Here is a 23250-nt window from a genome sequence, read left to right on the forward strand (position 1 = left end):
CTTAAAATTTTCCGCTATAATACCGATCAATTTTATTCCACAGAGAAAAATAAATGCAAATTGTTCGTGTCGCTTTAAATGTTCCGCTTATGCGTTGTTTTGATTACCTTTTACCACAAAAGGTAAACATTCAAATCGGCATGCGTGTGCTGGTGCCTTTTGGCGCACGAAAATTAGTGGGCGTTGTGGTAGAACTGCCCGAAACGTCGGATTTGCCACCAGAACAACTCAAACAAGTAATCGAAGTACTTGATGAACAATCTATTTTTAGCGAGCAATCATGGAAATTATTGCATTGGGCGGCAAATTATTATCATGCGCCGCTTGGTGAAGTGTTATTTTCGGCGTTACCAGTGAAATTGCGGGACGGTGAAAGTGCGGTGCAAAAATCGAAAATTTTGTGGAAAATCACCGCACTTGGTGAGCAAGCCTTGCAATCTTGCGTATTGACACGCGCTAAAAAACAGCAAGAGGCATTGCAAGCCTTGACAGTGTCACTTTTAGAAAAAAGCAATAATGATTTTAGTTCAGCCATTTGGTCAGCCTTAAAAGAAAAGCAATTTGTTGAAGAAATTGAGCAACTTGTTGAGATAAAAACGTGGCAACAAACCTTAGGTGATTTGCCTGTGGCAAAAGCGGAAAATCGCTTAACCTTAAATAAGCAACAGGCGTTAGCCTTTACTCAGGTGATGTTTCAGCAAGGGTTTGGGGCGTTTTTGTTAGACGGGGTGACAGGTTCGGGCAAAACGGAAATTTATTTACAACTGATCGAAGAAACCCTGAAAAAAGGTAAGCAAGTTTTAGTGTTAGTACCTGAAATTGGCTTGACTCCACAAACGGTGCAACGGTTTCAATCTCGTTTTAATGTGGAAATTGACGTTTTGCATTCCAACTTAAACGATACACAGCGATTGAATGTGTGGCAACGGGCGAAAATGGGGCAAAGTGCGGTGATTATTGGCACGAGATCGGCGTTGTTCACGCAATTTGCTGCGTTAGGGCTGATTATTTTAGATGAAGAACATGACAGCTCTTTCAAACAACAAGACGGTTGGCGCTACCACGCTCGAGATTTGGCGGTGGTGTATGCAAAACAGTTAGGCATTCCAGTATTGATGGGCAGTGCGACGCCGAGTTTAGAAACGGTACAAAATGCCCTTGTGGGTAAATACCAACATTTATTGTTATCCAAGCGGGCGGGAAATGCGAGCATGGTGCAGAGTCAGGCCATTGATTTAAAAAGACAGAATGTCATCAATGGGTTATCCATTAGCTTATTGAAGAAAATGGACGAGCATTTACAAAAAGGCAATCAGGTATTGCTGTTTTTAAATCGCCGTGGCTTTGCTCCTGTTTTGTTATGCCATGAATGCGGTTGGATGGCGGAATGCCAACATTGCGACAAGCCGTTAACCTATCATCAACATCAGCGTGCTATGCGTTGTCATCATTGTGCCTCACAACGCCCCATTCCACGGCAATGTGCCCATTGTGGTTCAACCAATTTGGTCACCACAGGGCAAGGCACGGAGCAGTTAGAACAGACGTTGCAAGAACGTTTTCCACAATATGGCATTACTCGAATTGATCGAGACAGCACGGCGCGCAAAGGCAAATTGGAAAGCCATTTAAACGATATTCAACAAGGGAAAAGCCAGATTTTAATTGGCACACAAATGCTGGCGAAAGGCCATCATTTTCCGAATGTGACCTTGGTGGCGTTAATCAATGTGGACAGTGGGCTGTTTTCGGTGGATTTTCGCGCAGAAGAACGGTTGGCACAGCTTTATATTCAAGTGGCGGGGCGTGCGGGACGGGCAGAAAAACAAGGCGAAGTGGTATTACAAACCCATTATCCTGAACACCCGTTATTACAATGCTTATTGCAACAAGGCTATCCGGCTTTTGCGCAAGAGGCCTTGCAAACCCGCAAAATGATGGGCTTGCCGCCCTTTAGTTCACAAGCCTTATTTAAGGCACAAAGTCGCCAACGTGCCGAGGCAGAGCGTTGTTTACAACAAATCGCTGATTATTTCTTGCAATGGAAACAGGCCAAAAATCAACCGCAGTTACAGATCCTCGGCGCCATGCCGGCACCTTTTGCGAAAAAAGCGGATCAATATCGTTGGCAGTTGCTGTTGCAACACCCGCAGCGTAGTGTATTACAGCAAGCGCTACGGGATTTTTATGCAGTGCCTGTTGAAAAATCGGGGCAAGTGCGGTTAAATTTAGACGTGGATCCACAAGATCTGTCCTAATCTGCTAGCCAAATGCGCAATAATTGAGTAAAATTAGCGATTATTCATCATTATTACTTATCAATCAACCTATTATCGGAATATTATATTGTGGCACAGCGTGATTACGCCGCACGTAGCGGTTCAAAAAAGAAAAAATCAGGAGTCAATAAATCCTTATTGTTAACCCTTGCCATTGGCATTGTGTTGGCATTCGGGGCAGCGCTTTATTTACTCAAAGAAAAAGCACCAGAGCCAGTGGTTCAGCAAACTCCGTCAGCGAGTCAAGAAGAAAAACATAAAAGCCAGTTACCAAGCCGTATTGAGGAAACCTTTTCTTATATTAAAGAATTGGAAAGTCGTTCTATTACCAATAATCAGCAAGTCGAGTTAAGTGAAAGCCAAAAAGCGGAATTGAAACGCCAACAAGAGGCCGAGCAAGCCCGCCTTGCCGCATTGGATAAACTGAAACAAGCGGAAAGTGCGAAAGCTGCATCAGTTGATGCGACCACAGCAAATAGTACCACGGCGAATACCACAACCACGGCGGCAGCACCAGCAAAAGTCGTGGATGCGAAACCCGCTGGGGTGACAGCGACAAATGCGACAGCGCCATCGGAAACCAATGACAGTGCATTAAAAGCGGAACAAGAGCGTAAAGCGGCTGAGAAAAAAGCCACCGAACAACGTAAAGCCGAGCAGAAAAAGGCCGAACAAGCCAAAGCAGAGGCCGCCAAAAAAGCGGAAACTAAGAAAACCGAAACGCCTAAAAATACGGGTAAATTTGGTCTACAATGCGGCGCCTTTAATGACCGTGCAAAAGCAGAAAGTTTACAAGCCCGTTTAGCCATGGCAGGCTTGAATGCACGGATTACCGAAAGCGGTAAATGGAACCGTGTGGTGGTGGGGCCGATTGGTGATCGTCCGGCTACCGTATCGGTACAACAACAGGCCAGTTCTATTGCGGGTTGCGTGGTGATTGGGATGTAATTTTTTAGAAAAACGTGAGATGGCGAAGTGCGGTGAAAAATCTTGGAATTTTTACCGCACTTTTTTCTTGCGTAAATTTTAAAAACCATTAAAATGAACGAACGTTCATTCATCATGATGTTCATTGCGGTGTTCATTTTGCTGAATGGGGCAGATAAGGCAAATCAGTAAGCCGAGTTATTTTACTGATTTGCTTGTTTTTTTCGTTAAATTAGTTGGTTTTTTATGCAAAATTCAGAACTGGATATGGTAGAGCAAATTTTTGCGGCTACCGAACGACTGATGGCAGATCAAGGATTGCCTAATCTGTCGATGCACAAGATTGCGAAAGAAGCCAAAATTTCTGCGGGTACTATTTATATTTATTTTAAAAGTAAAGAAGAATTACTCGAACAATTTGCTCGGAAAGTATTTTCTACCTTTCGCTCGGAACTGGAAAAAAATGTCGACAACAGTTTGTCATTTTTCGCACAGTACCGACAAATGTGGAAAAATATTTGGCACCATTTATTGGAAAATCCTATGGTGGTGGCCAATTTACATCAATATAAATCCCTCCCAAGATTTCATGAAATCTGTCAAGAAATGGAATCACAAAGTTGTTGGGCGAGCTTTTGTGCAAAGGCGCAACAAGCGAATGTATTATGTGACTTACCTGCGGATATTTTGTTTTCTCTCGGTTTGGAAAGTGCTGTGAAATTGGCTTATCGGGCGCAAGAGTTTCGTGCCAAGCCGCTGCCGTCTAATGCGATGTTAGACATTATTATTGAAAGAACGTGGCGTTCTATTCAAAAAGAAATTTAATTAGTTAGTTATTTACGGAGTTTTTTATGACCCAAATTCAAACAAATAAGCCAAAACGTAGCCATGCTTTCTTATTGAAAGTGGGTTTGCTCGTGGCGGTCATTATTTTTATCGGTGTAATTGGTATGAATATGTTTAAAAACAAAATGATTGCCAATGCTATTGCCAATATGCCGGAATCAGTCAATCCTGTGACCGCCATGGATATTACGGCTAAAGAATGGACGCCAGTGATTACCTCAACCGGTCTTGTTCGTCCGAATCAAGGGGCAATGTTAAGTGCAGAGGCCTCTGGCACCGTGAAACGTATTCTCGTCCAATCAGGCCAAACAGTGAATAAAGGGGATGTGTTGGTTGAGTTAGATAATGATGTGGAAGTGGCGACATTACGTGCTACCGAGGCACAATTACCGGCACTTCGTTTAACTTATCAACGTTATGCTAACTTATTAAAAACCCAATCTGTTTCGCAAACGGAATTTGATAATGCGAAAGCCAGCTATGATCAAGTGGTGGCCACCATCAACTCATTAAAAGCCGCCGTTGAACGTCGTAAAATCGTGGCGCCTTTTGCGGGTAAATTGGGGATTGTGAAAGTCAATGAAGGACAATATATCACCGTGGCTACCGAGATTGTGCGTGTAGAAGATACCTCATCCATGAAAGTGGATTTTGCCCTATCACAAAAACTGTTAGAAAACATTAAAGTGGGTCAAAAAGTCACCGCTACCGCAGACGCACGTTTAGGTGAAACCTTTGCCGCACGTGTCACAGCCATTGATGCCGGTATCAGTTCCTCTACTGGCTTAGTGGATGTGCAAGCGACCTTTGAACCAACTGACGGTCACAAATTACTTTCTGGTATGTTTACTCGCTTAAATATTGCCATGCCGACAAAATACAACCAAGTGGTGATTCCACAAGTGGCGGTGAGCTACAATATGTACGGTGAATTTGCTTATGTGTTGCAACCTTTAAGTGATGAAGATAAACAAAAATTAGCCGATAGCCCGACATTAGACAATACCTATCGTGTGAAACAAGTCACCGTGAAAACCTTAGATCGCCAAGGCATTTATGCCCATATTAACCCCGGTGATTTAAACATTGGTGATAAAGTTGTTACCGCTGGTTTCCAACGTATTAGCAACGGCAGTTTAGTGGTTGTTAAGGATAAAGCCGGTGTGGGTACAGAACAACCAGCCGATAAAACCAATTTATAATTTAAGGGTGTAAATGAATGAAATTTACTGATATTTTTATTAAACGCCCGATTTTGGCGATTTCAATTAGTTTGCTGATCGTGATTCTCGGTTTGCAATCTATTGCGAAATTACCTGTGCGTGAATATCCTAAAATGACCACCACGGTGATCACGGTAAGCACCACTTACCCAGGGGCGGATGCTAATTTGATTCAGGCGTTCGTGACCTCCAAACTGGAAGAGGCCATTGCCCAAGCGGATAATATTGACTATTTATCTTCCATCAGTAGCCCGAGTTCATCTCAGATTACGGTGAAAATGAAGTTAAATACCGATTCAAGTGCGGCATTAGCAGACGTACTGGCGAAAGTGAACTCTGTACGTTCAGAATTACCAAGCGATATTGAGGACCCATCCATTACCTCATCAACTGGGGGTTCAGGGTTAATGTATATTGGTTTTTTATCGGATAAACTCGATTCAAGCCAAGTGACCGACTATCTTCAACGTGTGGTAAAACCGCAGTTGTTTACGGTGCAAGGGGTAGCGAAAGTCAATATTTACGGTGGGGCAGAATATGCCATGCGTATTTGGCTTGATCCACAAAAAATGGCCTCGCAAAATCTGTCAGCACCGCAAGTCATGAGTGCGTTAGCGGCCAACAACGTACAAACCGCCGCAGGTAGCTCAAACGGTTACTACAATATTTATAAAAATAAAGTCGAAACCACCACCACCACCATTGAGCAATTAAGTAATTTAATTATTGATACAGACGGCACCGACCTTGTGCGTTTGCGTGATGTGGCGACTGTTGAATTAAATAAAGAAAGTGATGATACTCGTTCCAGTGCAAATGGTCGTGAATCGGTGGTTATCGGGATTGAACCGACCTCGGACGCTAACCCATTAGACGTGGCGAATGATCTTTATCCTGTCTATGAGCAGATTAAAGCACAAATGCCGGATAGTATTACATCTAATATTCTTTATGACCGCACGGTTGCCATTAACAGCTCGATTAATGACGTAATCCATACTATTTTAGAAGCCGTGGTGATTGTATTAATCGTTATCTTAGCGTTTATCGGTTCATTCCGTGCCATTATTATTCCGATTATCACCATTCCAATTTCCATCATTGGGGTGCTGTTCTTAATGCAAGGTTTTGGTTTCTCCATTAACTTGATGACGTTGCTTGCCATGATTTTAGCCATCGGTTTGGTGGTGGACGACGCCATTGTGGTATTGGAAAACGTAGACCGTCATATCAAAGAAGGCGAAACCCCATTCCGTGCAGCCATTATCGGGACACGTGAAATTGCGACCCCAGTTATTTCTATGACCATTGCCTTAATTGCGGTGTATTCCCCAATGGCATTAATGGGCGGAATTACAGGGACATTGTTTAAAGAATTTGCCTTAACCCTTGCGGGTTCGGTATTTATTTCGGGTGTGGTGGCATTAACCCTATCACCAATGATGTCAGGTGCCATGCTAACCGATCAGCACAGCAGTTTTGAACAACGTGTTAATCGTACACTAAATAAAGTCACCGATATTTATGGTTATTTGCTACGTCTGATTATGTCATCTCGTAAAGCGATTTTGTTATTCTCCGTGATCATTTTCGGCACGATTCCTGTCTTGTTAAATTCCCTTTCCAGTGAATTAACCCCAGCGGAAGATAAAGGGGCATTTATGAGTTTGGCGTTTGCACCGTCGAATATGAACGTGGATTATATTCAACAAGCCGCCAAACAATATGAACACATTATCAATGAAACCGAAGAAAACCAATTCTCGTTGGTGATTGCAGGGGCGCCGACATCCAATAAAGCCTTGATTATCACCACGCTAAAAGATTGGAAAGAGCGTAGTCGTAAACAACCGGAAGTCATGAATGAGTTAAATGCCAAAGCAAAAGCCATTCCAGAACTCTCGATTACCAACTTCTCCATGCCTGAAATTGACACTGGGGAACAAGGGGCAAGCGTAGGGATCGTGTTAATGACCCCAAATGACAATAAAGAGTTAGCTCAGGTTTCACAAGAATTTATGCAAAAAATGCGTGATTCGGGCTTATTCGTGTTTATGAATGTTGACTTAACATACGATACCGCGCAAATGACCATTACCGTGGACAAAGAAAAAGCGGGTGCCTATGGCGTGAGCATGTCAGCGATTTCTAACACCTTAGGCAGTTATTTATCTGCTGCCACCATTACGCGCGTGGATATTGACGGCCGTGCCTATAAAGTGATTTCACAAGTAAAACGTGATGATCGTTTATCACCAGAAGCCTTTAATAACTATTATGTGTCTGCGTCAGACGGTACCAGTGTACCATTAAGTAGCTTGCTTAACTTTACCCTTGAACCCCAACCGGTTTCCTTGGGTAAATTCAGTCAGTTAAATGCAGCGACGATTAGTGCCGTACCTGCGCCAACCACCAAAGTGGGGGACGCCGTGGCTTGGTTACAAGCGGCAGCGAAAGAGTTACCAAAAGGTTATACCTATGACTTTAAAGGCGAATCTCGTCAGTTAGTGCAAGAAGGTAGCTCCCTTGGTGTGACCTTTGCCCTTGCGGTCGTCATCATCTTCTTAGTGTTAGCGATCCAGTTTGAAAGCTGGCGTGACGCCACGGTGATTTTGATCTCCGTGCCGTTAGCCTTAAGTGGCGCCTTGTTAGTGTTAAATATCCTCAGCCTATTAGGCGTCACAGGGGTGACACTCAACATTTACTCTGAAGTCGGTTTGATTACCTTAGTGGGCTTAATCACCAAACACGGTATCTTAATGTGTGAAGTGGCATTAGAAGAACAGCTACATCATGGCGCAAGTCGTATTGACGCAATTATGACCGCTGCCCGTCAGCGTTTACGCCCAATCTTAATGACCACTGCAGCCATGATTGCCGGTTTAATTCCGTTGCTTTATGCGAGCGGTGCCGGTGCGGTGATGCGTTTCAGTATGGGTATTGTGATCGTGGCAGGCCTTGCGATTGGTACATTGTTTACCTTATTCGTCTTGCCAGTGATTTACTCTTACATTGCGAGCGAACACAAACCATTACCAGAGTTTGATGAAAATGCGCCACGTGTGAGTGGTGGAAGTCATCACTAAAAATAACCTCAGAAAACACCGCACTTTGACGGTGTAAAAATAAAGGGTTTTGTCAAATCGTGGCAAAACCCTTTTTACTGCGACAAATCTGCGGATTAACTCAACCAGAACAAATAACCAAAGGTTGCAATCACAAACACGCAGACGAGATTTAAAATAATCCCCACACGAACCATTTCGCTTTGTTTCACTTCACCAGTACCAAACACAATGGCATTTGGTGGTGTCGCTACTGGCAACATAAAGGCGCAAGAGGCACCAAGACCGATAATTAAGGCTAACCCAATCGGTGGCATGCCTAAGGCCTCTGCAATGGAAATAAAGATTGGCACTAACAAGGCGGCACTGGCGGTATTGGAGGTGAATTCGGTTAAGAAAATAATAAAGGCTGCCACCACTAAACCGATAATGTAGTAATGTCCACCTTGAATGGCAAACACGATACCGTCCGCCATGATTTTACTCGCACCGGAATCTTTTAACACCGCACTCAACGTCAAACCACCGCCGAACAGCATTAACACGCCCCACTCGGTGTTATCTTGAATCTGTTTCCAAGAGGCCACATTGAAGATGACGATTAATACTGCTGCCAATAACGCCACCACGCTATCAAAGCTGGCAATTTTACCCTCTAAACCGAGCAAACCGGCTAACATTGGATTAATGGAACTACTGAATACCCAACAAAGTGCCACCGCCACAAAGATAATTAAGGTAATTACCCGATCTTTGGTCATGCTAATTTGCTCAAAAGTTTGAGAAAAACGCACGTTTAAATTCGGTTTAAACACGATATAAAGGGTACCAATCATTAATGGCATTAACACAATCATAATCGGTAAACCGTACCATAACCAATCCGCAAAGGTGAGATGTAATTGCGAGGCCACAATGGCATTCGGTGGGCTACCCACCAAGGTACCCATACCGCCGATACTGGCACTGTATGCAATCCCTAATAACACGAAAATATAGGTGCCATGTTCTCTTTCGCGATCTAACTGGCTTAATACGCCCATGGCAAGTGGTAACATCATGGCTGCGGTGGCCGTGTTGCTGATCCACATGGACAGGAATGCGGTGACGCTAAATAGATAGAGCGTGGCGACAAATAAGCGTCCTCGTGCTAAGGCCATAATACGGTTAGCAATTAAGCGATCCAGTTTCTGAATATGCAATGCAGTGGCTAACGCAAACCCACCAAAGAACAAGAAAATGGTGGGGTCAGCAAAGGCCACTAAGGCATTTTTGGTGGTAACCAAGCCTAATCCGATAGCCAGAATAGGGATGATAATCGCCGTAATCGTCACATGCAATGCTTCGGTTAACCATAAAATAGCCACAAAAGCGAGTAGAGCTAACCCTTTGTTCGCTTTTGGCTCAAAGGGCAACACATTTAATAAAACAAAAAATAAAACAATATCTAACAGCAGAATAATCCCTTTCGGGTTTAGGCTGCTTTTTTTCTCAGGGGTGAACTCCATCATAATCTCCTTGTATTGAATCAATCAACAATATCACGTTAGCAACTTGTTAAAAAAAAGCAATACTTTTTTTATGGATTTGTGACGGCGATCATAAAATAAAAAAGTGCGGTTAAAAATTTTTCAAAATTTAACCGCACTTCATGACTATTTTGTGTGTTATTTGCTTTCTAGCTCATCTAAATCTAAAGGTTCTTGGGATAAGATAATACCGGTTAAATCCGCATACACATGATCTTCAGGGAAGAACGTCACGCCGGCAAAATTCACTGGCACATCACTTTCCCCTTGGCTATCTTCATCTGCACCCACTGGAATTGGGGCGAGAGCATGAATACCAATCTCAATATTTTCCAATTCTGCAAGTTGACGAATGGCACCATAAACGATAATACCCTCCCAACGGTTATCTGCCGCTAATTGGGCCAATTCTGCGTCAATTAAGGCTCGACGCACCGCACCGCCACCGTCAATGACAAGCACTCGACCGGCACCGTCCTCTTCTAAAATTTCTGCAATCAAGCCATTTTTCTCAAAACATTTCACCGTGGTGACTTTGCCGTAAAAATTTGTCACGCCACCAAAACTGGAAAAAATCGGATCCACCACATCCACTTGATCAAGATAAATATCACAGAGTAAAGACGTATCAATTTGCATAGCATTTTCCTTATATCAAAATTTTCGTTTAGTATATGCCCGATCTTATAAAATTAGCAAGCCTAAACTGAATAAAACCGTGCTAAGTAAAGCCAACATTGACATTTTGCCTAACATTGGACGCAGTGCCATCGGATCCTTTTGTTGGTAAACAAAGCGAGCATGTTTAGCTAACAACAAGGCAATCACCGCAATAATAATCAGCAATAATGGCTTATGCACAATCGCAAAAACAGCATAACAAAGCACCGCACTGGCTAATAATAGACAGTGATAAATCCGTCCATTTTCAGGGCCAATACGCACAATTAAGGTGTTTTTGCCTGCTTTGCGATCTTGTTCAATATCACGTAAATTATTGATATTTAACACCGCAGTAGAGAGAAAACCACAAGCAGCGGCCGGTAAGAATATCGACCAATCTAGGCTATGAGCTTGCAAATAGTAAGTGCCGCACACGGCTAATAAACCAAAAAACAGGAACACCGAAATATCCCCTAAGCCTAAATAACCATAGGGTTTTTTGCCCACCGTGTAGGTAATGGCGGCTAAAATGGCTAAGATGCCGAGAATTGCAAAGGCAATCAAATCTTGCGTCGTTTCATAGGCAATCGCAATTAAACTGGCACCAGAAACAAAACTGGCAATACAAACTGCAATCAAGCCATTGCGTAATTGGGTGGCAGTCATTTGACCTTGCTGAATGCCACGCAACGGCCCGATACGTTCTGCGGTATCGGAGCCTTTTTGATAATCGCCATAATCGTTAGCAAAATTGGAGACGATTTGTAACAATGTCGCCGTGAGCAAACAAAGTAACGTGACTGACCAACTCAAGGTGCCATGCCATTGTGCTAACGCAGAACCGGTTAAAATAATTGCCACCGCTAAAGGTAAGGTTTTAGGCCGAATGGTATCGAACCAAGTTTTTATTGTCGCCATGAATGTAAAAATTCCAAAAAAATACACCGCACTTTGGGCGGTTATCGGGTAAGATAAGGGCATGTATTTTAGCATAGATTACACGAGATGTTGAACTTAAAACCGGTGGCGGTGATCCACACGCCCTATCAAGAAAAATTTGCCGTACCACGTCAACCTAACTTGGTGCAAGATGGCACCGGCGTGATGGAATTATTGCCACCTTATAATGTGCCTGAAACCGTCAGGGGGCTGGAACAATTTAGCCATTTATGGTTGATTTTCCAATTTGATCAAATTCCGCAAGGTAAATGGCAACCCACCGTCCGACCGCCACGCTTAGGGGGCAATCAACGAGTAGGCGTATTTGCCTCACGTTCTACCCACCGCCCAAATCCGTTAGGTTTATCGAAAGTGGAACTGCGTAAAATTGAATGTTCACAAGGCAAAGTGTTGTTACATCTTGGTGCGGTGGATCTGGTTAATGGCACGCCAATTTTTGATATCAAACCTTATATTGCTTATGCCGATAGCGAACCTCAGGCGATTTCGGGTTTTGCACAACAGAAACCGTCCGCCTTATTACAGGTAAAATTCAGCCCAAACGCTCAAACTGCGGTGCAAAAAATCGAAACATTTCAACCGCACTTTGGGCGATTTATTACCGAAGTTTTACAACAAGATCCGAGACCTGCTTATCAGCAAGGGCAAGTTTCGGATCGGATTTATGGCGTGCATTTAATTAATTATAATGTGAAGTTTCAAATAACAGAAAAAGAGAGCGTGGAAGTGGTGGAAATTGAGAATGTGATAAAAAAGCCTGTCAACTGACAGGCTCCATTTGAAAAATTAAAGGGTGACATCTAACTTATTATAGGATCTTACCGCTTTGTCCAACGCTTTTTCCACGCTTTCATCACGTGCTAAAATTACCCCTAAACGGCGGTGTCCGTTCACTTCGCCTTTGCCGAAAATACGTAAATCGGTGTTTGGTTCGCTTAAGACTTCCGCTAAATTGCCAAATTGCACTTGATTGGATTTACCCTCTACCACAATGGCTTTTGAGGCAGACGGACTGATCAAGTTGATTTGCGGAATAGGCAAGCCGAGAATTGCCCTAGCATGTAACGCAAACTCTGAAAGTTCTTGTGAAATTAACGTCACCATGCCGGTGTCGTGCGGGCGTGGCGACACTTCGTTGAAAATCACCTCATCACCACAGACAAACATTTCCACCCCGAAAATGCCCCGTCCGCCTAAGGCACCGGTAATTTTTTCCGCAATGGTTTGGGCTTTTTGTAACGCAATGTCTGACATGGCTTGCGGTTGCCAACTTTCACGGTAGTCGCCATCTTCTTGGCGGTGTCCGATAGGGGCTAAGAATGATGTACCGCCAATATGGCGAACGGTGAGCAAGGTTATTTCATAATCAAATTTCACAAAACCCTCGACAATCACACGTCCCGCCCCTGCTCGTCCGCCTTGTTGCGCATAATCCCAAGCCAGTTTGACATCATCAAAAGATTTCACTACCGATTGACCGTGACCAGAAGAGGACATAATCGGTTTGACCACGCAAGGCACGCCGATTTTTTGCACCGCACTTTCAAAGTCCTCAAGGTTATCCACAAATTGATAAGGCGAGGTAGGCAAGCCCAATTCTTCCGAGGCCAAACGGCGAATGCCCTCACGGTTCATGGTGAGTTTGGTGGCTTTGGCGGTCGGAATCACGTTAAAGCCTTGTTGCTCCAATTCCACCAACGTATCGGTGGCAATGGCCTCCACTTCGGGAACGATATAATCTGGCTGCTCTTTTTCTACCAGTTCACGCAAGGCATTGCCGTCTAACATAGAAATGGTGTAAGCTCGGTGAGCCACTTGTTGAGCGGGTGCATTTTCATAGCGATCCACGGCGATCACTTCCACGCCAAGTCGCATTAATTCAATCACCACTTCTTTGCCAAGCTCACCTGAACCCAACATCATGACTTTGGTGGCTTTTGCCGTTAAAGGGGTACCGAGAGTTGTCATCTTGTTTTTCCTTATGCTTGTGGATAAAGCAGTTTCTCGTCTAACATTAAATCTTCATTTTTATTAATGCCAATGCCTTTATCAATCACATGTTGTACTGCTTTGTGAGCGTCCGCTAAGGAATGTTCTTTGAATGAACCGCATTGATATTCGTTGATTTCAGGAATGGTGTTTTGATCTTTGACCGCTAACGCATCGTGCATGGCTTTTAACCAAGCGTCCGCCACACGTTGCTCGTCAGGTGTACCTATTAACGACATATAAAAACCGGTGCGACAGCCCATAGGCGAAATATCAATAATTTCTACGTTATCGCTATTTAAATGATCACGCATAAAGCCAGCGAATAAATGCTCAAGGGTGTGGATCCCACGTGGAGAAATAATTTCTTTGTTCGGTTGGCAAAAACGCAGGTCAAACACCGTGATAATATCACCTTTTGGCGTGGTCATGGTTTTGGCAATGCGTACCGCAGGGGCGTGCATAATGGTGTGATCGACTTTGAAACTATCAAGTAATGGCATATTTTTTCCTTTTTTTTAAAAAAGTTTGAACTTTATGGGATTGTGCAAGTCTTATATTACAAGCAACTTGCAGTTGTATAATAAAAAATTGGTTCCTTAGGTTATATTTGCCCCTCTTTGTGAGGGGCTTTTTTTGGATTATGGAAAATCTTTATTGTTTTTTATAGACGCTACTATTGTTCAAAATTTCGTAAGTATCATCTTTAAATATTCCCCATAATTTTTGTCCATTAATATAAAATTTGTCATTTTCAATGCGACCAGTATCATTTACATCTACAAAAGTATTTTTGTAATTCATTTTATATTCATTTCCACCTAAATTGGTAAATGTGACTACTGTATCATTTTTTTTATAAATACCACTATAATCTTTACTTTCAGCTTTGCATGTAACGGATACTAAAGCCACAGCACTTGCAATAAATAAATTTTTTAATTTCATTTTATTTTTCCCTTTGTGATATTTAAAGATTGTTTATATTCTACACATTTACGCCCAAAAAGTATAACCGATCACGATACTCAGTAAAAATAAATAGCGTAATCCTTTGCCGATCAGTATACATATCAGACTTTGCCAGAGATTTAAGCGTAACCAACCGGCCACGGCACAAAGTAAATCGCCCAAAACAGGCACCCAACTTAACAGCAATAATAGCGAACCATAACGAGAAAAGTTGGCGAAAATCCACCGCACTTTGCTTTGTTGAGCAAGCGTTATTTCGGGAAAAGGAAACCAACGTCCGATCCAATAAGTGGTTAAACTCCCTAGCGTGTTGCCTAAGGTGGCTGCTACCAGTAATTGCAGAATAGGCAAACTAAAATACTGCTCGGCGACAATCTGTATTTTGGCACTGAGAGCGAGAAAGACGATTTCAGAATTGCCGGGTAGTACCGTGGCGCTTAAAAACGCACTGAAAAACATCAAATACAGACTATGTTCGCCGAATAGTGCGGTGAAAAAATCAACCATTTTTGGGCTTATTTGGCGTTGATAATTTGATTAATTCGCACATCAAATACGTCCATTCCGCCGGCTAATCCGGCCTGCACACCGAGATCCGCATCTTCAAACACCAAACAGCGAGTGGGATCGACATTGAGTAATTCAGCACAACGTAAAAAGGTTTCTGGGTGCGGTTTATGGTGGGTGACTTGATCCGCATTTACAATGACATCAAAATAATCTCGTAACTGGAATTTTTGTGATAATAAATCTACCATAATTCCATGGGATCCTGTTCCTAACGCCAAGGGTTTCTTACCTTGATAGGCTTTTACAATATCAAAAGTAGGGAGCAAAGCGGCTTTTTGTTTGATAATTTCAAAGCCGATTTCTCGTTTTAACCGCACCATCTCCGCAAAATACTGTTCAGGAATTTGATGACGTTTCATGGTTTCACGAGCAATGGTTGATACTGTCGCTCCACCGAGTTCGTACATAATTTCGCCGGTGATCGGGTAACCTAAGATTTCGCCTACTTTTTGCCAAGCAAGTGCATGGCTCGGCATGGTGTCAATGATGGTGCCGTCCATGTCGAAGATGAGGGCGGTGTAATGTTGGAGTGTGTTTTGATCGAGCATGTTTGTTTCCTGTTGGGGATCTTTTGGGGTATTTTGCTATAAAATGGGGGAGATGTAATTAGTTTTTTTGTTTTTATTGCAAATTTGTTTTTTTAAGAACGGGTTTCGCCGTTGGCGACCGTACTTTCTTTTGCTTGTGCAAAAGAAAGTAGGCAAAGAAAAGCACACCCCGACTTCACCGCTTATCTTTGCTCGTTTGGCATTTTCTTAACGCTAAATTTTGAACTCGCTGCGCTCAAACATGCAAAATTTAGCTAAAAATGCCAAGTCGCAAAGGCGGTTCAGACGGGGCCCCAATTTTTGATCGAGTGTGGGTAAGAGTGCGGTGAGAAAATAGATATTTTTTAAGCTACGGAGTAGCATCTCCATGCTTAACCTAGTACGAGAGTACTAGGTATTCAATTCCACGGTATTTTGTTAATGCACCAATGGGGGCCCCATGTTTGCCGCCTGAAAATATTTTAATTTGTAGGAAAATGGCGTCTGTTTGAGCGAAGCGAGTTCAGCCATTTTCCGTTAAGCAAATTAAAATATTTTCAGGAAACAAGGCAAAGTTGGGGTGTGTTTCTTTTTGCTTACTTTTGCTTTGCACAAGCAAAGAAAAAGTAAGTCGCCATCGGCGAAACCGATCTAAGTATAAACACAAAAATGAAATAAAAAGAAAAGCAAGATGGCGCACCCGAAAGGATTCGAACCTTTGACCGCTCGGTTCGTAGCCGAGTACTCTATCCAGCTGAGCTACGGGTGCGTAAAATTCCGGCGTATTTTAATCAATCTTCTGCGTGACTGCGTTTCGCTGTGCTAATGCACTGTCTTCAACTTGTCACTTGAACCTTGATTAAACTACTTGAAATTTGAGTTTTATTTTAATCTAAACCAATTCCACCTAGAGTAAAAATGAAATGGCGCACCCGAAAGGATTCGAACCTTTGACCGCTCGGTTCGTAGCCGAGTACTCTATCCAGCTGAGCTACGGGTGCAGATTATCATAAAATTAACTTGTCAAAACCAGAAAAATGGCGGTGAAAGAGGGATTCGAACCCTCGATGGAGCTTTTAACCCCATACTCCCTTAGCAGGGGAGCGCCTTCAGCCTGCTCGGCCATCTCACCGCAACTGGTTTGTGGGCGATATGATACGGTTTTCTGCCAACAAGTCAAACGCTTTTTGTTAAAAATTGTCTGTTTGTTTAAATCCTCTACAATTTAATTCGATTTCTTTTGTGCATTGGCGAGCATTGCACGTAAGTTGGCGATATTGGTTTCCGCTTTTTGTTGTTTTTGCTGTTCCGTTAATGGCGGTTTATCCCGTTCCCATTGCAAGTCATCAGCGGGCAGTTCAAGCAGAAAACGACTGGGTTCGGGTTTGATTAACTCGCCATATTGACGGCGTTCTTTGCATAGCGTAAAGCGCAATGTTTGTTGCGCTCGGGTAATGCCCACATAGGCTAAACGGCGTTCTTCGTCAATATTATCTTCATCAATGCTGGTTTGATGGGGCAATAATCCCTCCTCCATGCCAATTAAAAAAACATGCGGAAATTCAAGGCCTTTTGAGGCGTGTAGGGTCATTAATTGCACTTGATCGCTGCTGTCGTCATCTTCCGCACGATCTAACATATCTCGCAGGGTTAAATTCGTCACCACCTGATTTAAACTCATGGGTTCATTGACCTCGTCACCTTTTAACATGGCGCCGATCCAGTCGAACAGGGTGGCGACGTTTTTACTTTGCATTTCGGCCGCTTTCGGGCTGTTGGCGGTTTCGTATAAATATTCTTCATATTGAATTTGCGCCAACATCCGTTTAACGGCACGTTCGGGTTCCGCACGTAATAATTCGTCATTCAGTTCGACAATCCAACGGCCAAAGCCTTGCAACGCATTGTAGGCTCGAGGTGTGATACGGTGAATTAGTTCAAATTCAAAAATCGCTGCAAACAAGCTAATATGCTTTTCATGGGCAAGTAAGCCCAGTTTTTCTAAGGTTGCCGTACCAATTTCACGTTTGGGTGTATTCACGATCCGCAAAAAAGCAGCGTCATCATCTTGATTCACCAATAAACGCAAATACGCCATCATATCTTTAATTTCTGCTCGGCTAAAGAATGAGGTGCCGCCTGAAATTTTGTAAGGAATGCGGTTTTGCATTAGCACTTTTTCTAACAAGCGAGATTGGTGATTGCCCCGATATAAAATGGCATAATCTTTGTATTTGGTATGGCGAGTAAAACGGTGGGCGATCAATTCAGCGACCACACGCTCGGCCTCGTGTTCTTCATTTTTGGCCTCAATCACTTCTAATTTGTCGCCTTGCCCGAGATTAGAAAACAGTTTTTTATCAAATACATGGTCATTATTATCAATCAAAATATTGGCGCAATGTAAAATGCGTTGGGTGGAACGGTAATTTTGTTCTAACTTAATCACATTCAGTTTGGGAAAATCATCTCGTAACCGCATCATATTTTGCGGTCTGGCGCCTCGCCATGAATAAATTGACTGATCGTCATCCCCCACCACGGTAAAATTCGCTCGGCTACCGACCAATAATTTAATCAGTTCATATTGGCTGGTGTTGGTGTCTTGATATTCATCCACCAATAAATAACGAATTTTATTCTGCCATTTTGACCGCACTTCTTCATTTTGTCGGAACAGCAAGGTGGGCAACATAATCAGATCATCAAAATCAAGGGCGTTATAGGCCCGAATTTGTTTAGCGTAGCGGTCGTAACATTGGGCAAAAAGTTGATATTTTTGATCCCGAGCCAAAGCAAGCGCCGTCTCTGGCATGATTAAATCATTTTTCCAGTTGGAAATGGCGGACACCAGTTGGCGTAATAAATCCTTATCTTGTTGCAGTTCATCCGCAGTGAGTTCTTTTAATAAGGCCATTTGATCATGTTCATCAAACAGCGTCATATTGGCTTTAAAACCCAGTTGCTGATATTCCTGTTTAATAATGGTAAAACCCAAGGTGTGAAAAGTCGAAATGGTTAAGCCTTTGGTTTTCTCTTTGCCAATAGAATGTGCAACCCGTTCTTTCATTTCTCGTGCGGCTTTGTTGGTAAAGGTTACCGCCGCAATGTGTTTAGGCAAATGACCACATTGCTCAATTAAATAGGCAATTTTGTTAATAATCACCCTTGTTTTACCGGAACCCGCCCCCGCTAACACTAAGCAAGGGCCACGGCTAAATTCGACGGCTTGTTGTTGTTGTGGATTCAGTTTCATGCTTATTCTTGTGACCAAACATAGGGTAATAATGCCGTATCTAACAGAAAAGAAAGCGGCAAGTCTAAAATCGGCAAGCCCCATTTTTGGGTTTGTTTCCAATCAAATTTTGTGCCGTCATAGGCTTGATATTTTTCCGTGGGATCGACTAATTGCACAATCGTCCCACAGCCTGTCAGGCTCGCCGTGGAGAAAAGTGCGGTTAAAATAAATAAAGTTTTTTTCACGTGAGGTTATTTTTTTAAGTTAAATCTGGCGTCTATTATACGCTAATTTTGTGATATTTCTGCTTTAGAAATAGACTTTCCATAGTGTACATATTAGAATTGTTGCCAATTTGTGAATTTTTTATTTTTAGGAACGTTAATTTATGAAAAACATTGTCATTGTCGGCGGAGGCGCTGGCGGATTAGAGCTGGCCACTTTTTTAGGACATAAACTCGGTAAAAAGCAAAAAGCCAATGTGGTTTTAGTTGACCGTAATCAAACCCACCTGTGGAAACCTTTATTACACGAAGTGGCCACGGGCGTATTAGATTCTGAAACTGACGCCGTGAGTTTCCGTGCCCATGCCTTTAACCATCATTTCCATTTTGAGCAAGGCGCCATTGCACGTATTGATCGTGCCAATAAATATATTGAGTTAGCGCCAGTTTACGGCACCGAGGGGGATGTGATTGTGGTGGCACGTCGTATTCCTTACGATTATTTAGTGTTGTCGATTGGCAGTAAATCGAACGATTTCCATACCAAAGGCGTGGCGGAAAACTGTATTTTCCTTGATTCGCCAAATCAAGCCTTACGTTTTCAACACAAAATGTTGGAACTTTTCTTAAAATTCTCCGAAAACAATGCCTTATCTGAAATTGGTGAAGATGAAAGTAAACAAACTTTAGTGCAAGAAGATAAAGTCAATATTGCGATTGTGGGTGGCGGCGCCACAGGTGTAGAGCTTTCAGCAGAATTATTTAATGCGGCCAAACATTTATCTTCTTATGGTTACGGTAAAATTCGTAGTGATTGTTTACAAGTCACCTTGATTGAGGCGGGCAGTCGCTTATTGCCTGCCTTGCCTGAACGTATTTCCGATTCAGTGCGGATGGAATTAGCCGATTTAGGCGTGAATGTCAGAACCGATACCATGATTACCGAAGCCACGCCAAACAGCTTGCTGACCAAAGACGGGGGCGAAATTAAAGCCGATTTAATGGTGTGGGCAGCCGGTGTGCGAGTGTCTACTGTGACCCAACAATTTGACGGTTTAGAAGTGAATCGCATTAATCAATTATGCGTGAAAGATACCTTACAAACGACCTTGGACGATAGCGTGTTCGCTATTGGCGACTGCGCTTTCTTATTACAAAAAGACGGCACCCCTGTGCCACCACGAGGGCAAGCAGCCACTCAAATGGCCACGGTTTGTGGGCAAAATATTGTGGCGTTATTTGAGGGTAAAACCACGCTGAAAGCCTTTGAATTCCGTGATAAAGGATCGCTAGTTTCGTTGTCAAAATTCACCGCACTTGGGAACATTACCACGGGCAAAAAAAGCTCGTTAACGGTGGAGGGAAACTTGGCTCGTTTAGCTTATATTTCTCTTTATCGTTTGCACCAACAACGTTTGCATGGCTGTTTTAAAGTGGGCTTAATTATTTTGATTGGACGTTTAAATCGCTTTATTCGCCCGTCGTTGAAATTGTATTAATGCCGTGAGAAAGCTAAATCATTTCGGTGATTTAGCTTTTTTCTATGCCTTTTTTATCCAATATTGATAGGGGAGGTTTTCGGTTTCCGAATGCAATAATTGGTGATCCATAAATTGACAGAAACTGGGGATATCTCGGGTGGTGGCGGGATCGTCGGCAATTACCAATAAGACCTCGCCTGTTGCCATATGGCGAATTTGTTTACGCACCAACATCACGGGTTCTGGGCAGCGTAAGCCTTGCGTATCAAGGGTGTAATCTAGGGTGATGTCATTCATTATAATCATTTTTCATTGCGTTCATGTTTCGTATATAATAGCCTGAAGTTTGGCATGGGTCAAAATTTAAGGGGCGCCAGTTTTGCCCGCGACATGATAGAATAGGATCACTGTGAAGATGATTTATCGTTTTACCGAACAAGAGTAGCTATATTGTGCATATTTTATCCATTATTCGAATAGTTGGCATTTTGATAATGTGTTTCTCATTATCCATGTTTGTCCCTGCGTTCGTGGCCTTAATTTACGGTGACGGTGGCGGTAAGGCGTTTATTGAAACCTTTGTGTTTAGCCTGTTGTTAGGCGCATTATTATGGCGATCCTGTTATCAGCATAAAGAAGAATTACGTTCCCGAGAGGGGTTTTTGATTGTCGTAATGTTCTGGTTTTTGTTGTGTGGCCTGTCAGTGATTCCGTTTCTCTTTTTTGATGAACTGAACATTGACTTTGCTCAAGCCATTTTTGAAGCCATTTCAGCGGTAACCACCACAGGGGCAACGGCCATTTCTGGCTTAGATGACTTGCCTAAATCCATTTTATTTTATCGTCAATTTTTGCAATGGATTGGCGGGATCGGGTTGATCGTATTGGTGGTGGCCGTGACACCGTTGTTAGGCATCGGGGGCGGTCAGCTATACCGTGCGGAATCGGCAAGTCCACTGAAAGATCAGAAAACTTTGCCACGTATTGGCGAAATGGCCAAATTACTTTGGATGATTTATGGGGGCTTAACCCTGTTATGTACCTTAACCTATTGGTTGGCGGGCATGACATTCTTTGATGCGATTTGCCATAGTTTCTCGACGGTGTCTAACGGCGGATTATCTACCCATGACGCCAATTTGGGCTATTTCCAAAACTCCACGATTTACTTATTGTCTGCGTTTTTCATGCTCTTTACAGGCTGTAACTTCGGTTTGCATGTGCGTGCATTGATGAACCGAAAATATCAATCCATGTGGCGAACCTATTTTAGTGATCCAGAATTTCGTTTCTTCTGTTTGGTGCAATGTGCGTTAATTGCCATGATGACCATTGGGTTGTATGTTTCCTATCAAGGCCTCTCCTTTTTTGACGCTTTCTCACAGGGGTCAGCCCAGATGTCGTCCATGTCTATGACGGCGGGATTTACCTTGTTTAATTTAAATGAACTGCCAACCTTTTTGTCCATGTTACTTGTTTTTGCCGCCATTCTCGGCGGTTGTGCGGGTTCCACATCAGGCGGGCTGAAAATGATCCGAGTGTTGGTCATCTGGTTACAACTTAAACGTGAAATTAAATTTTTAGTGCACCCGAATTTGGTGGTGCCAATTAAATTAGGCGGTACGTTATTATCTTCTCGCGTGATCGAGGGCATTTGGGCGTTTCTGATTGCCTTTTTCTTAACCTATTGGGTTTGTGTTTTTGGGGTAATTTTATGTGGTATGGATCCCCTTGACGCATTGGTGGCGATCTTCTCCACCTTAACTAACGTGGGGCCGGGATTGGGTTCCGCCAGTGTGGGATTTGCCGAGGCCTCCAACAGTGCGAAGTATGTGTTATCCTTTGCCATGATTGCCGGGCGACTTGAGATTTTCTCCTTATTAATTTTATTTAGCCCCTCTTTTTGGAAAACCTAATGAAAACCTTGATTTTGTATTCAAGCCATGATGGGCAAACCCGAAAAATTGCTGAATTTATTGCCTCTCGTTTATCTGGTGAAGTGGAAGTGCGGTCAATTTCGGAGCAGTTTTCCTTAGATGTGGATCGGATTATGATTGGTGCATCAATACGTTATGGCTATTTTAATCAGCAAGTCTATAAATTTATTGAAAAAAACACCGCACTTTTGAATGCAAAACCCAGCGCCTTTTTTGGGGTGAATTTGACGGCTAGAAAAGCGGATAAAAATACACCAGAAACCAATGTTTACGTCCGTAAGTTTTTAGCCCGAATCCCTTGGACGCCCACCCTTTCCGCTGTTTTTGCCGGTGCGTTACTTTATCCAAGGTATCATTGGTTTGATCGCATGATGATCCGATTTATCATGAAAATAACCGGTGGCGAAACCGATACTACAAAAGAAATTGAGTATACGGATTGGGAGCGAGTACAGGCTTTCTCCAACGAATTTGAGGCGTTGAAGTAATCACCAGTTATTGCCTGTTTTTCTGGCATTTTATTGTGGATTGATTAATAAAAATGCAATTAAAATTTTTTTGATAAAAAGATCTTGCAGCGCAGAAAAATATCCCTATAATGCACCTCCGCACCGCAAAGTTGGCAAGTCAAGATAAAGCAAATCATTCATTTGCTTGATAAGATCGAAAAAAGTAAAAAAGATCGCTTGACACAAATGAAATAAATTTATATCATTTCAAACCTTGCATAAATGCAATCGTTCTTTAACAATTTATCAGACAATCTGTGTGGGCACTTGTTGATTGACTTGTTTTAAAAAATTAAATAAAACTTGAAGTC

Annotated in this window: 20 protein-coding genes and 3 tRNA genes; 9 read left to right on the forward strand and 14 right to left on the reverse strand. The window is 42.8% G+C overall.

Going from position 1 to position 23250, the window contains the following annotated elements; genetic code table 11:
* Positions 1–53: 53 nt before the first annotated feature.
* The 5 genes from priA to acrB all read left to right on the forward strand — a co-directional run bounded on the left by priA (position 54) and on the right by acrB (position 8361).
* On the forward strand, positions 54–2258 hold the full coding sequence (gene priA, locus ACTG7L_RS08720) for a primosomal protein N' (protein ID WP_439328209.1): 2205 nt from the start codon (positions 54–56) through the stop codon (positions 2256–2258).
* Positions 2259–2348: 90 nt separating this feature from the next.
* Positions 2349–3227, forward strand: coding sequence for a cell division protein FtsN (gene ftsN, locus ACTG7L_RS08725; protein ID WP_439328210.1), 879 nt, complete (start codon positions 2349–2351; stop codon positions 3225–3227).
* A gap of 225 nt (positions 3228–3452) precedes the next feature.
* The gene (locus ACTG7L_RS08730) at positions 3453–4031 is read left to right on the forward strand and encodes a TetR/AcrR family transcriptional regulator (protein ID WP_439243116.1); all 579 of its coding nucleotides are present in this window, start codon (positions 3453–3455) and stop codon (positions 4029–4031) included.
* A gap of 26 nt (positions 4032–4057) precedes the next feature.
* Positions 4058–5254: an efflux RND transporter periplasmic adaptor subunit gene (locus ACTG7L_RS08735; protein WP_439328211.1), complete on the forward strand. Its 1197-nt coding sequence runs from the start codon at positions 4058–4060 to the stop codon at positions 5252–5254.
* Positions 5255–5271: 17 nt separating this feature from the next.
* On the forward strand, positions 5272–8361 hold the full coding sequence (acrB, locus tag ACTG7L_RS08740) for a multidrug efflux RND transporter permease subunit AcrB (protein ID WP_439328212.1): 3090 nt from the start codon (positions 5272–5274) through the stop codon (positions 8359–8361).
* A gap of 95 nt (positions 8362–8456) precedes the next feature.
* Here the strand turns inward: acrB and ACTG7L_RS08745 are convergent, their stop codons facing one another.
* The 3 genes from ACTG7L_RS08745 to ACTG7L_RS08755 form a co-directional block, all read right to left on the reverse strand.
* Entirely contained in the window at positions 8457–9848 is a 1392-nt protein-coding gene (locus ACTG7L_RS08745) for a DASS family sodium-coupled anion symporter (protein ID WP_439328225.1), read from the reverse strand.
* A gap of 159 nt (positions 9849–10007) precedes the next feature.
* The gene (gene rraA, locus ACTG7L_RS08750; protein WP_439328213.1) at positions 10008–10508 is read right to left on the reverse strand and encodes a ribonuclease E activity regulator RraA; all 501 of its coding nucleotides are present in this window, start codon (positions 10506–10508) and stop codon (positions 10008–10010) included.
* 45 nt (positions 10509–10553) lie between these two features.
* Positions 10554–11450 carry a 1,4-dihydroxy-2-naphthoate polyprenyltransferase gene (locus ACTG7L_RS08755; RefSeq protein WP_439328214.1) on the reverse strand — a complete coding sequence of 299 codons (897 nt, stop codon included), beginning with the start codon at positions 11448–11450 and terminating at the stop codon, positions 10554–10556.
* Between the two features lie 87 nt (positions 11451–11537).
* On the opposite strand from ACTG7L_RS08755, the gene tsaA reads away from it, so the two are divergent.
* Positions 11538–12260, forward strand: coding sequence for a tRNA (N6-threonylcarbamoyladenosine(37)-N6)-methyltransferase TrmO (gene tsaA, locus ACTG7L_RS08760; RefSeq protein WP_439328215.1), 723 nt, complete (start codon positions 11538–11540; stop codon positions 12258–12260).
* Positions 12261–12278: 18 nt separating this feature from the next.
* Here the strand turns inward: tsaA and purT are convergent, their stop codons facing one another.
* The 10 genes from purT to ACTG7L_RS08810 all read right to left on the reverse strand — a co-directional run bounded on the left by purT (position 12279) and on the right by ACTG7L_RS08810 (position 19033).
* On the reverse strand, positions 12279–13460 hold the full coding sequence (purT, locus tag ACTG7L_RS08765) for a formate-dependent phosphoribosylglycinamide formyltransferase (protein ID WP_439328216.1): 1182 nt from the start codon (positions 13458–13460) through the stop codon (positions 12279–12281).
* An 11-nt stretch (positions 13461–13471) separates the two neighbouring features.
* A complete protein-coding gene (gene luxS / locus ACTG7L_RS08770) occupies positions 13472–13984 on the reverse strand; it encodes an S-ribosylhomocysteine lyase (protein WP_439243102.1) in 513 nt (170 codons plus the stop codon).
* Positions 13985–14135: 151 nt separating this feature from the next.
* Positions 14136–14429 carry a hypothetical protein gene (locus ACTG7L_RS08775; protein WP_439243100.1) on the reverse strand — a complete coding sequence of 98 codons (294 nt, stop codon included), beginning with the start codon at positions 14427–14429 and terminating at the stop codon, positions 14136–14138.
* A gap of 48 nt (positions 14430–14477) precedes the next feature.
* On the reverse strand, positions 14478–14960 hold the full coding sequence (locus ACTG7L_RS08780) for a YqaA family protein (RefSeq protein ID WP_439328217.1): 483 nt from the start codon (positions 14958–14960) through the stop codon (positions 14478–14480).
* Positions 14961–14968: 8 nt separating this feature from the next.
* Positions 14969–15571, reverse strand: a complete 603-nt coding sequence (locus ACTG7L_RS08785) for a beta-phosphoglucomutase family hydrolase (protein ID WP_439328218.1) — start codon at positions 15569–15571, stop codon at positions 14969–14971.
* Between the two features lie 671 nt (positions 15572–16242).
* Positions 16243–16319, reverse strand: a tRNA-Arg gene (locus tag ACTG7L_RS08790).
* A 155-nt stretch (positions 16320–16474) separates the two neighbouring features.
* Positions 16475–16551 (reverse strand) — tRNA-Arg (locus ACTG7L_RS08795).
* A gap of 37 nt (positions 16552–16588) precedes the next feature.
* A tRNA-Ser gene (locus ACTG7L_RS08800) sits at positions 16589–16682 on the reverse strand.
* Positions 16683–16775: 93 nt separating this feature from the next.
* Complete coding sequence (rep, locus tag ACTG7L_RS08805) at positions 16776–18806, reverse strand: DNA helicase Rep (RefSeq protein WP_439328219.1); 2031 nt, start codon at positions 18804–18806, stop codon at positions 16776–16778.
* Between the two features lie 2 nt (positions 18807–18808).
* Positions 18809–19033, reverse strand: a complete 225-nt coding sequence (locus ACTG7L_RS08810) for a YceK/YidQ family lipoprotein (RefSeq protein WP_439328220.1) — start codon at positions 19031–19033, stop codon at positions 18809–18811.
* Between the two features lie 143 nt (positions 19034–19176).
* Here ACTG7L_RS08810 and ACTG7L_RS08815 point away from each other — a divergent pair, with 143 nt between their 5' ends.
* A complete protein-coding gene (locus ACTG7L_RS08815) occupies positions 19177–20511 on the forward strand; it encodes an NAD(P)/FAD-dependent oxidoreductase (RefSeq protein ID WP_439328221.1) in 1335 nt (444 codons plus the stop codon).
* A 42-nt stretch (positions 20512–20553) separates the two neighbouring features.
* Here the strand turns inward: ACTG7L_RS08815 and tusA are convergent, their stop codons facing one another.
* The gene (tusA, locus tag ACTG7L_RS08820) at positions 20554–20790 is read right to left on the reverse strand and encodes a sulfurtransferase TusA (protein ID WP_439243086.1); all 237 of its coding nucleotides are present in this window, start codon (positions 20788–20790) and stop codon (positions 20554–20556) included.
* A 155-nt stretch (positions 20791–20945) separates the two neighbouring features.
* Between tusA and ACTG7L_RS08825 the strand changes: the two genes are divergently transcribed.
* Together ACTG7L_RS08825 and hemG are read left to right on the forward strand one after the other, a co-directional pair.
* Complete coding sequence (locus ACTG7L_RS08825; RefSeq protein WP_439257307.1) at positions 20946–22409, forward strand: TrkH family potassium uptake protein; 1464 nt, start codon at positions 20946–20948, stop codon at positions 22407–22409.
* The gene (hemG, locus tag ACTG7L_RS08830; RefSeq protein WP_439328222.1) at positions 22409–22918 is read left to right on the forward strand and encodes a menaquinone-dependent protoporphyrinogen IX dehydrogenase; all 510 of its coding nucleotides are present in this window, start codon (positions 22409–22411) and stop codon (positions 22916–22918) included. Before ACTG7L_RS08825 ends, hemG begins: the two co-directional genes overlap by 1 nt.
* Positions 22919–23250: the final 332 nt, after the last annotated feature.

Origin of the sequence: Lonepinella sp. BR2357, from assembly GCF_051851525.1 — a bacterium.
Lineage (GTDB): Bacteria > Pseudomonadota > Gammaproteobacteria > Enterobacterales > Pasteurellaceae > Lonepinella.

What these genes read in the sequence shown, in the direction of transcription:
- priA (WP_439328209.1), top strand. Translation starts at nt 54, where the DNA reads ATGCAAATTGTTCGTGTCGCTTTAAATGTTCCGCTTATGCGTTGTTTT.
- ACTG7L_RS08730 (WP_439243116.1), top strand. Translation starts at nt 3,453, where the DNA reads ATGCAAAATTCAGAACTGGATATGGTAGAGCAAATTTTTGCGGCTACC.
- ACTG7L_RS08735 (WP_439328211.1), top strand. Translation starts at nt 4,058, where the DNA reads ATGACCCAAATTCAAACAAATAAGCCAAAACGTAGCCATGCTTTCTTA.
- acrB (WP_439328212.1), top strand. Translation starts at nt 5,272, where the DNA reads ATGAAATTTACTGATATTTTTATTAAACGCCCGATTTTGGCGATTTCA.
- ACTG7L_RS08745 (WP_439328225.1), bottom strand. Translation starts at nt 9,848, where the DNA reads ATGGAGTTCACCCCTGAGAAAAAAAGCAGCCTAAACCCGAAAGGGATT.
- rraA (WP_439328213.1), bottom strand. Translation starts at nt 10,508, where the DNA reads ATGCAAATTGATACGTCTTTACTCTGTGATATTTATCTTGATCAAGTG.
- ACTG7L_RS08755 (WP_439328214.1), bottom strand. Translation starts at nt 11,450, where the DNA reads ATGGCGACAATAAAAACTTGGTTCGATACCATTCGGCCTAAAACCTTA.
- tsaA (WP_439328215.1), top strand. Translation starts at nt 11,538, where the DNA reads ATGTTGAACTTAAAACCGGTGGCGGTGATCCACACGCCCTATCAAGAA.
- purT (WP_439328216.1), bottom strand. Translation starts at nt 13,460, where the DNA reads ATGACAACTCTCGGTACCCCTTTAACGGCAAAAGCCACCAAAGTCATG.
- luxS (WP_439243102.1), bottom strand. Translation starts at nt 13,984, where the DNA reads ATGCCATTACTTGATAGTTTCAAAGTCGATCACACCATTATGCACGCC.
- ACTG7L_RS08775 (WP_439243100.1), bottom strand. Translation starts at nt 14,429, where the DNA reads ATGAAATTAAAAAATTTATTTATTGCAAGTGCTGTGGCTTTAGTATCC.
- ACTG7L_RS08780 (WP_439328217.1), bottom strand. Translation starts at nt 14,960, where the DNA reads ATGGTTGATTTTTTCACCGCACTATTCGGCGAACATAGTCTGTATTTG.
- ACTG7L_RS08785 (WP_439328218.1), bottom strand. Translation starts at nt 15,571, where the DNA reads ATGCTCGATCAAAACACACTCCAACATTACACCGCCCTCATCTTCGAC.
- rep (WP_439328219.1), bottom strand. Translation starts at nt 18,806, where the DNA reads ATGAAACTGAATCCACAACAACAACAAGCCGTCGAATTTAGCCGTGGC.
- ACTG7L_RS08815 (WP_439328221.1), top strand. Translation starts at nt 19,177, where the DNA reads ATGAAAAACATTGTCATTGTCGGCGGAGGCGCTGGCGGATTAGAGCTG.
- tusA (WP_439243086.1), bottom strand. Translation starts at nt 20,790, where the DNA reads ATGAATGACATCACCCTAGATTACACCCTTGATACGCAAGGCTTACGC.
- hemG (WP_439328222.1), top strand. Translation starts at nt 22,409, where the DNA reads ATGAAAACCTTGATTTTGTATTCAAGCCATGATGGGCAAACCCGAAAA.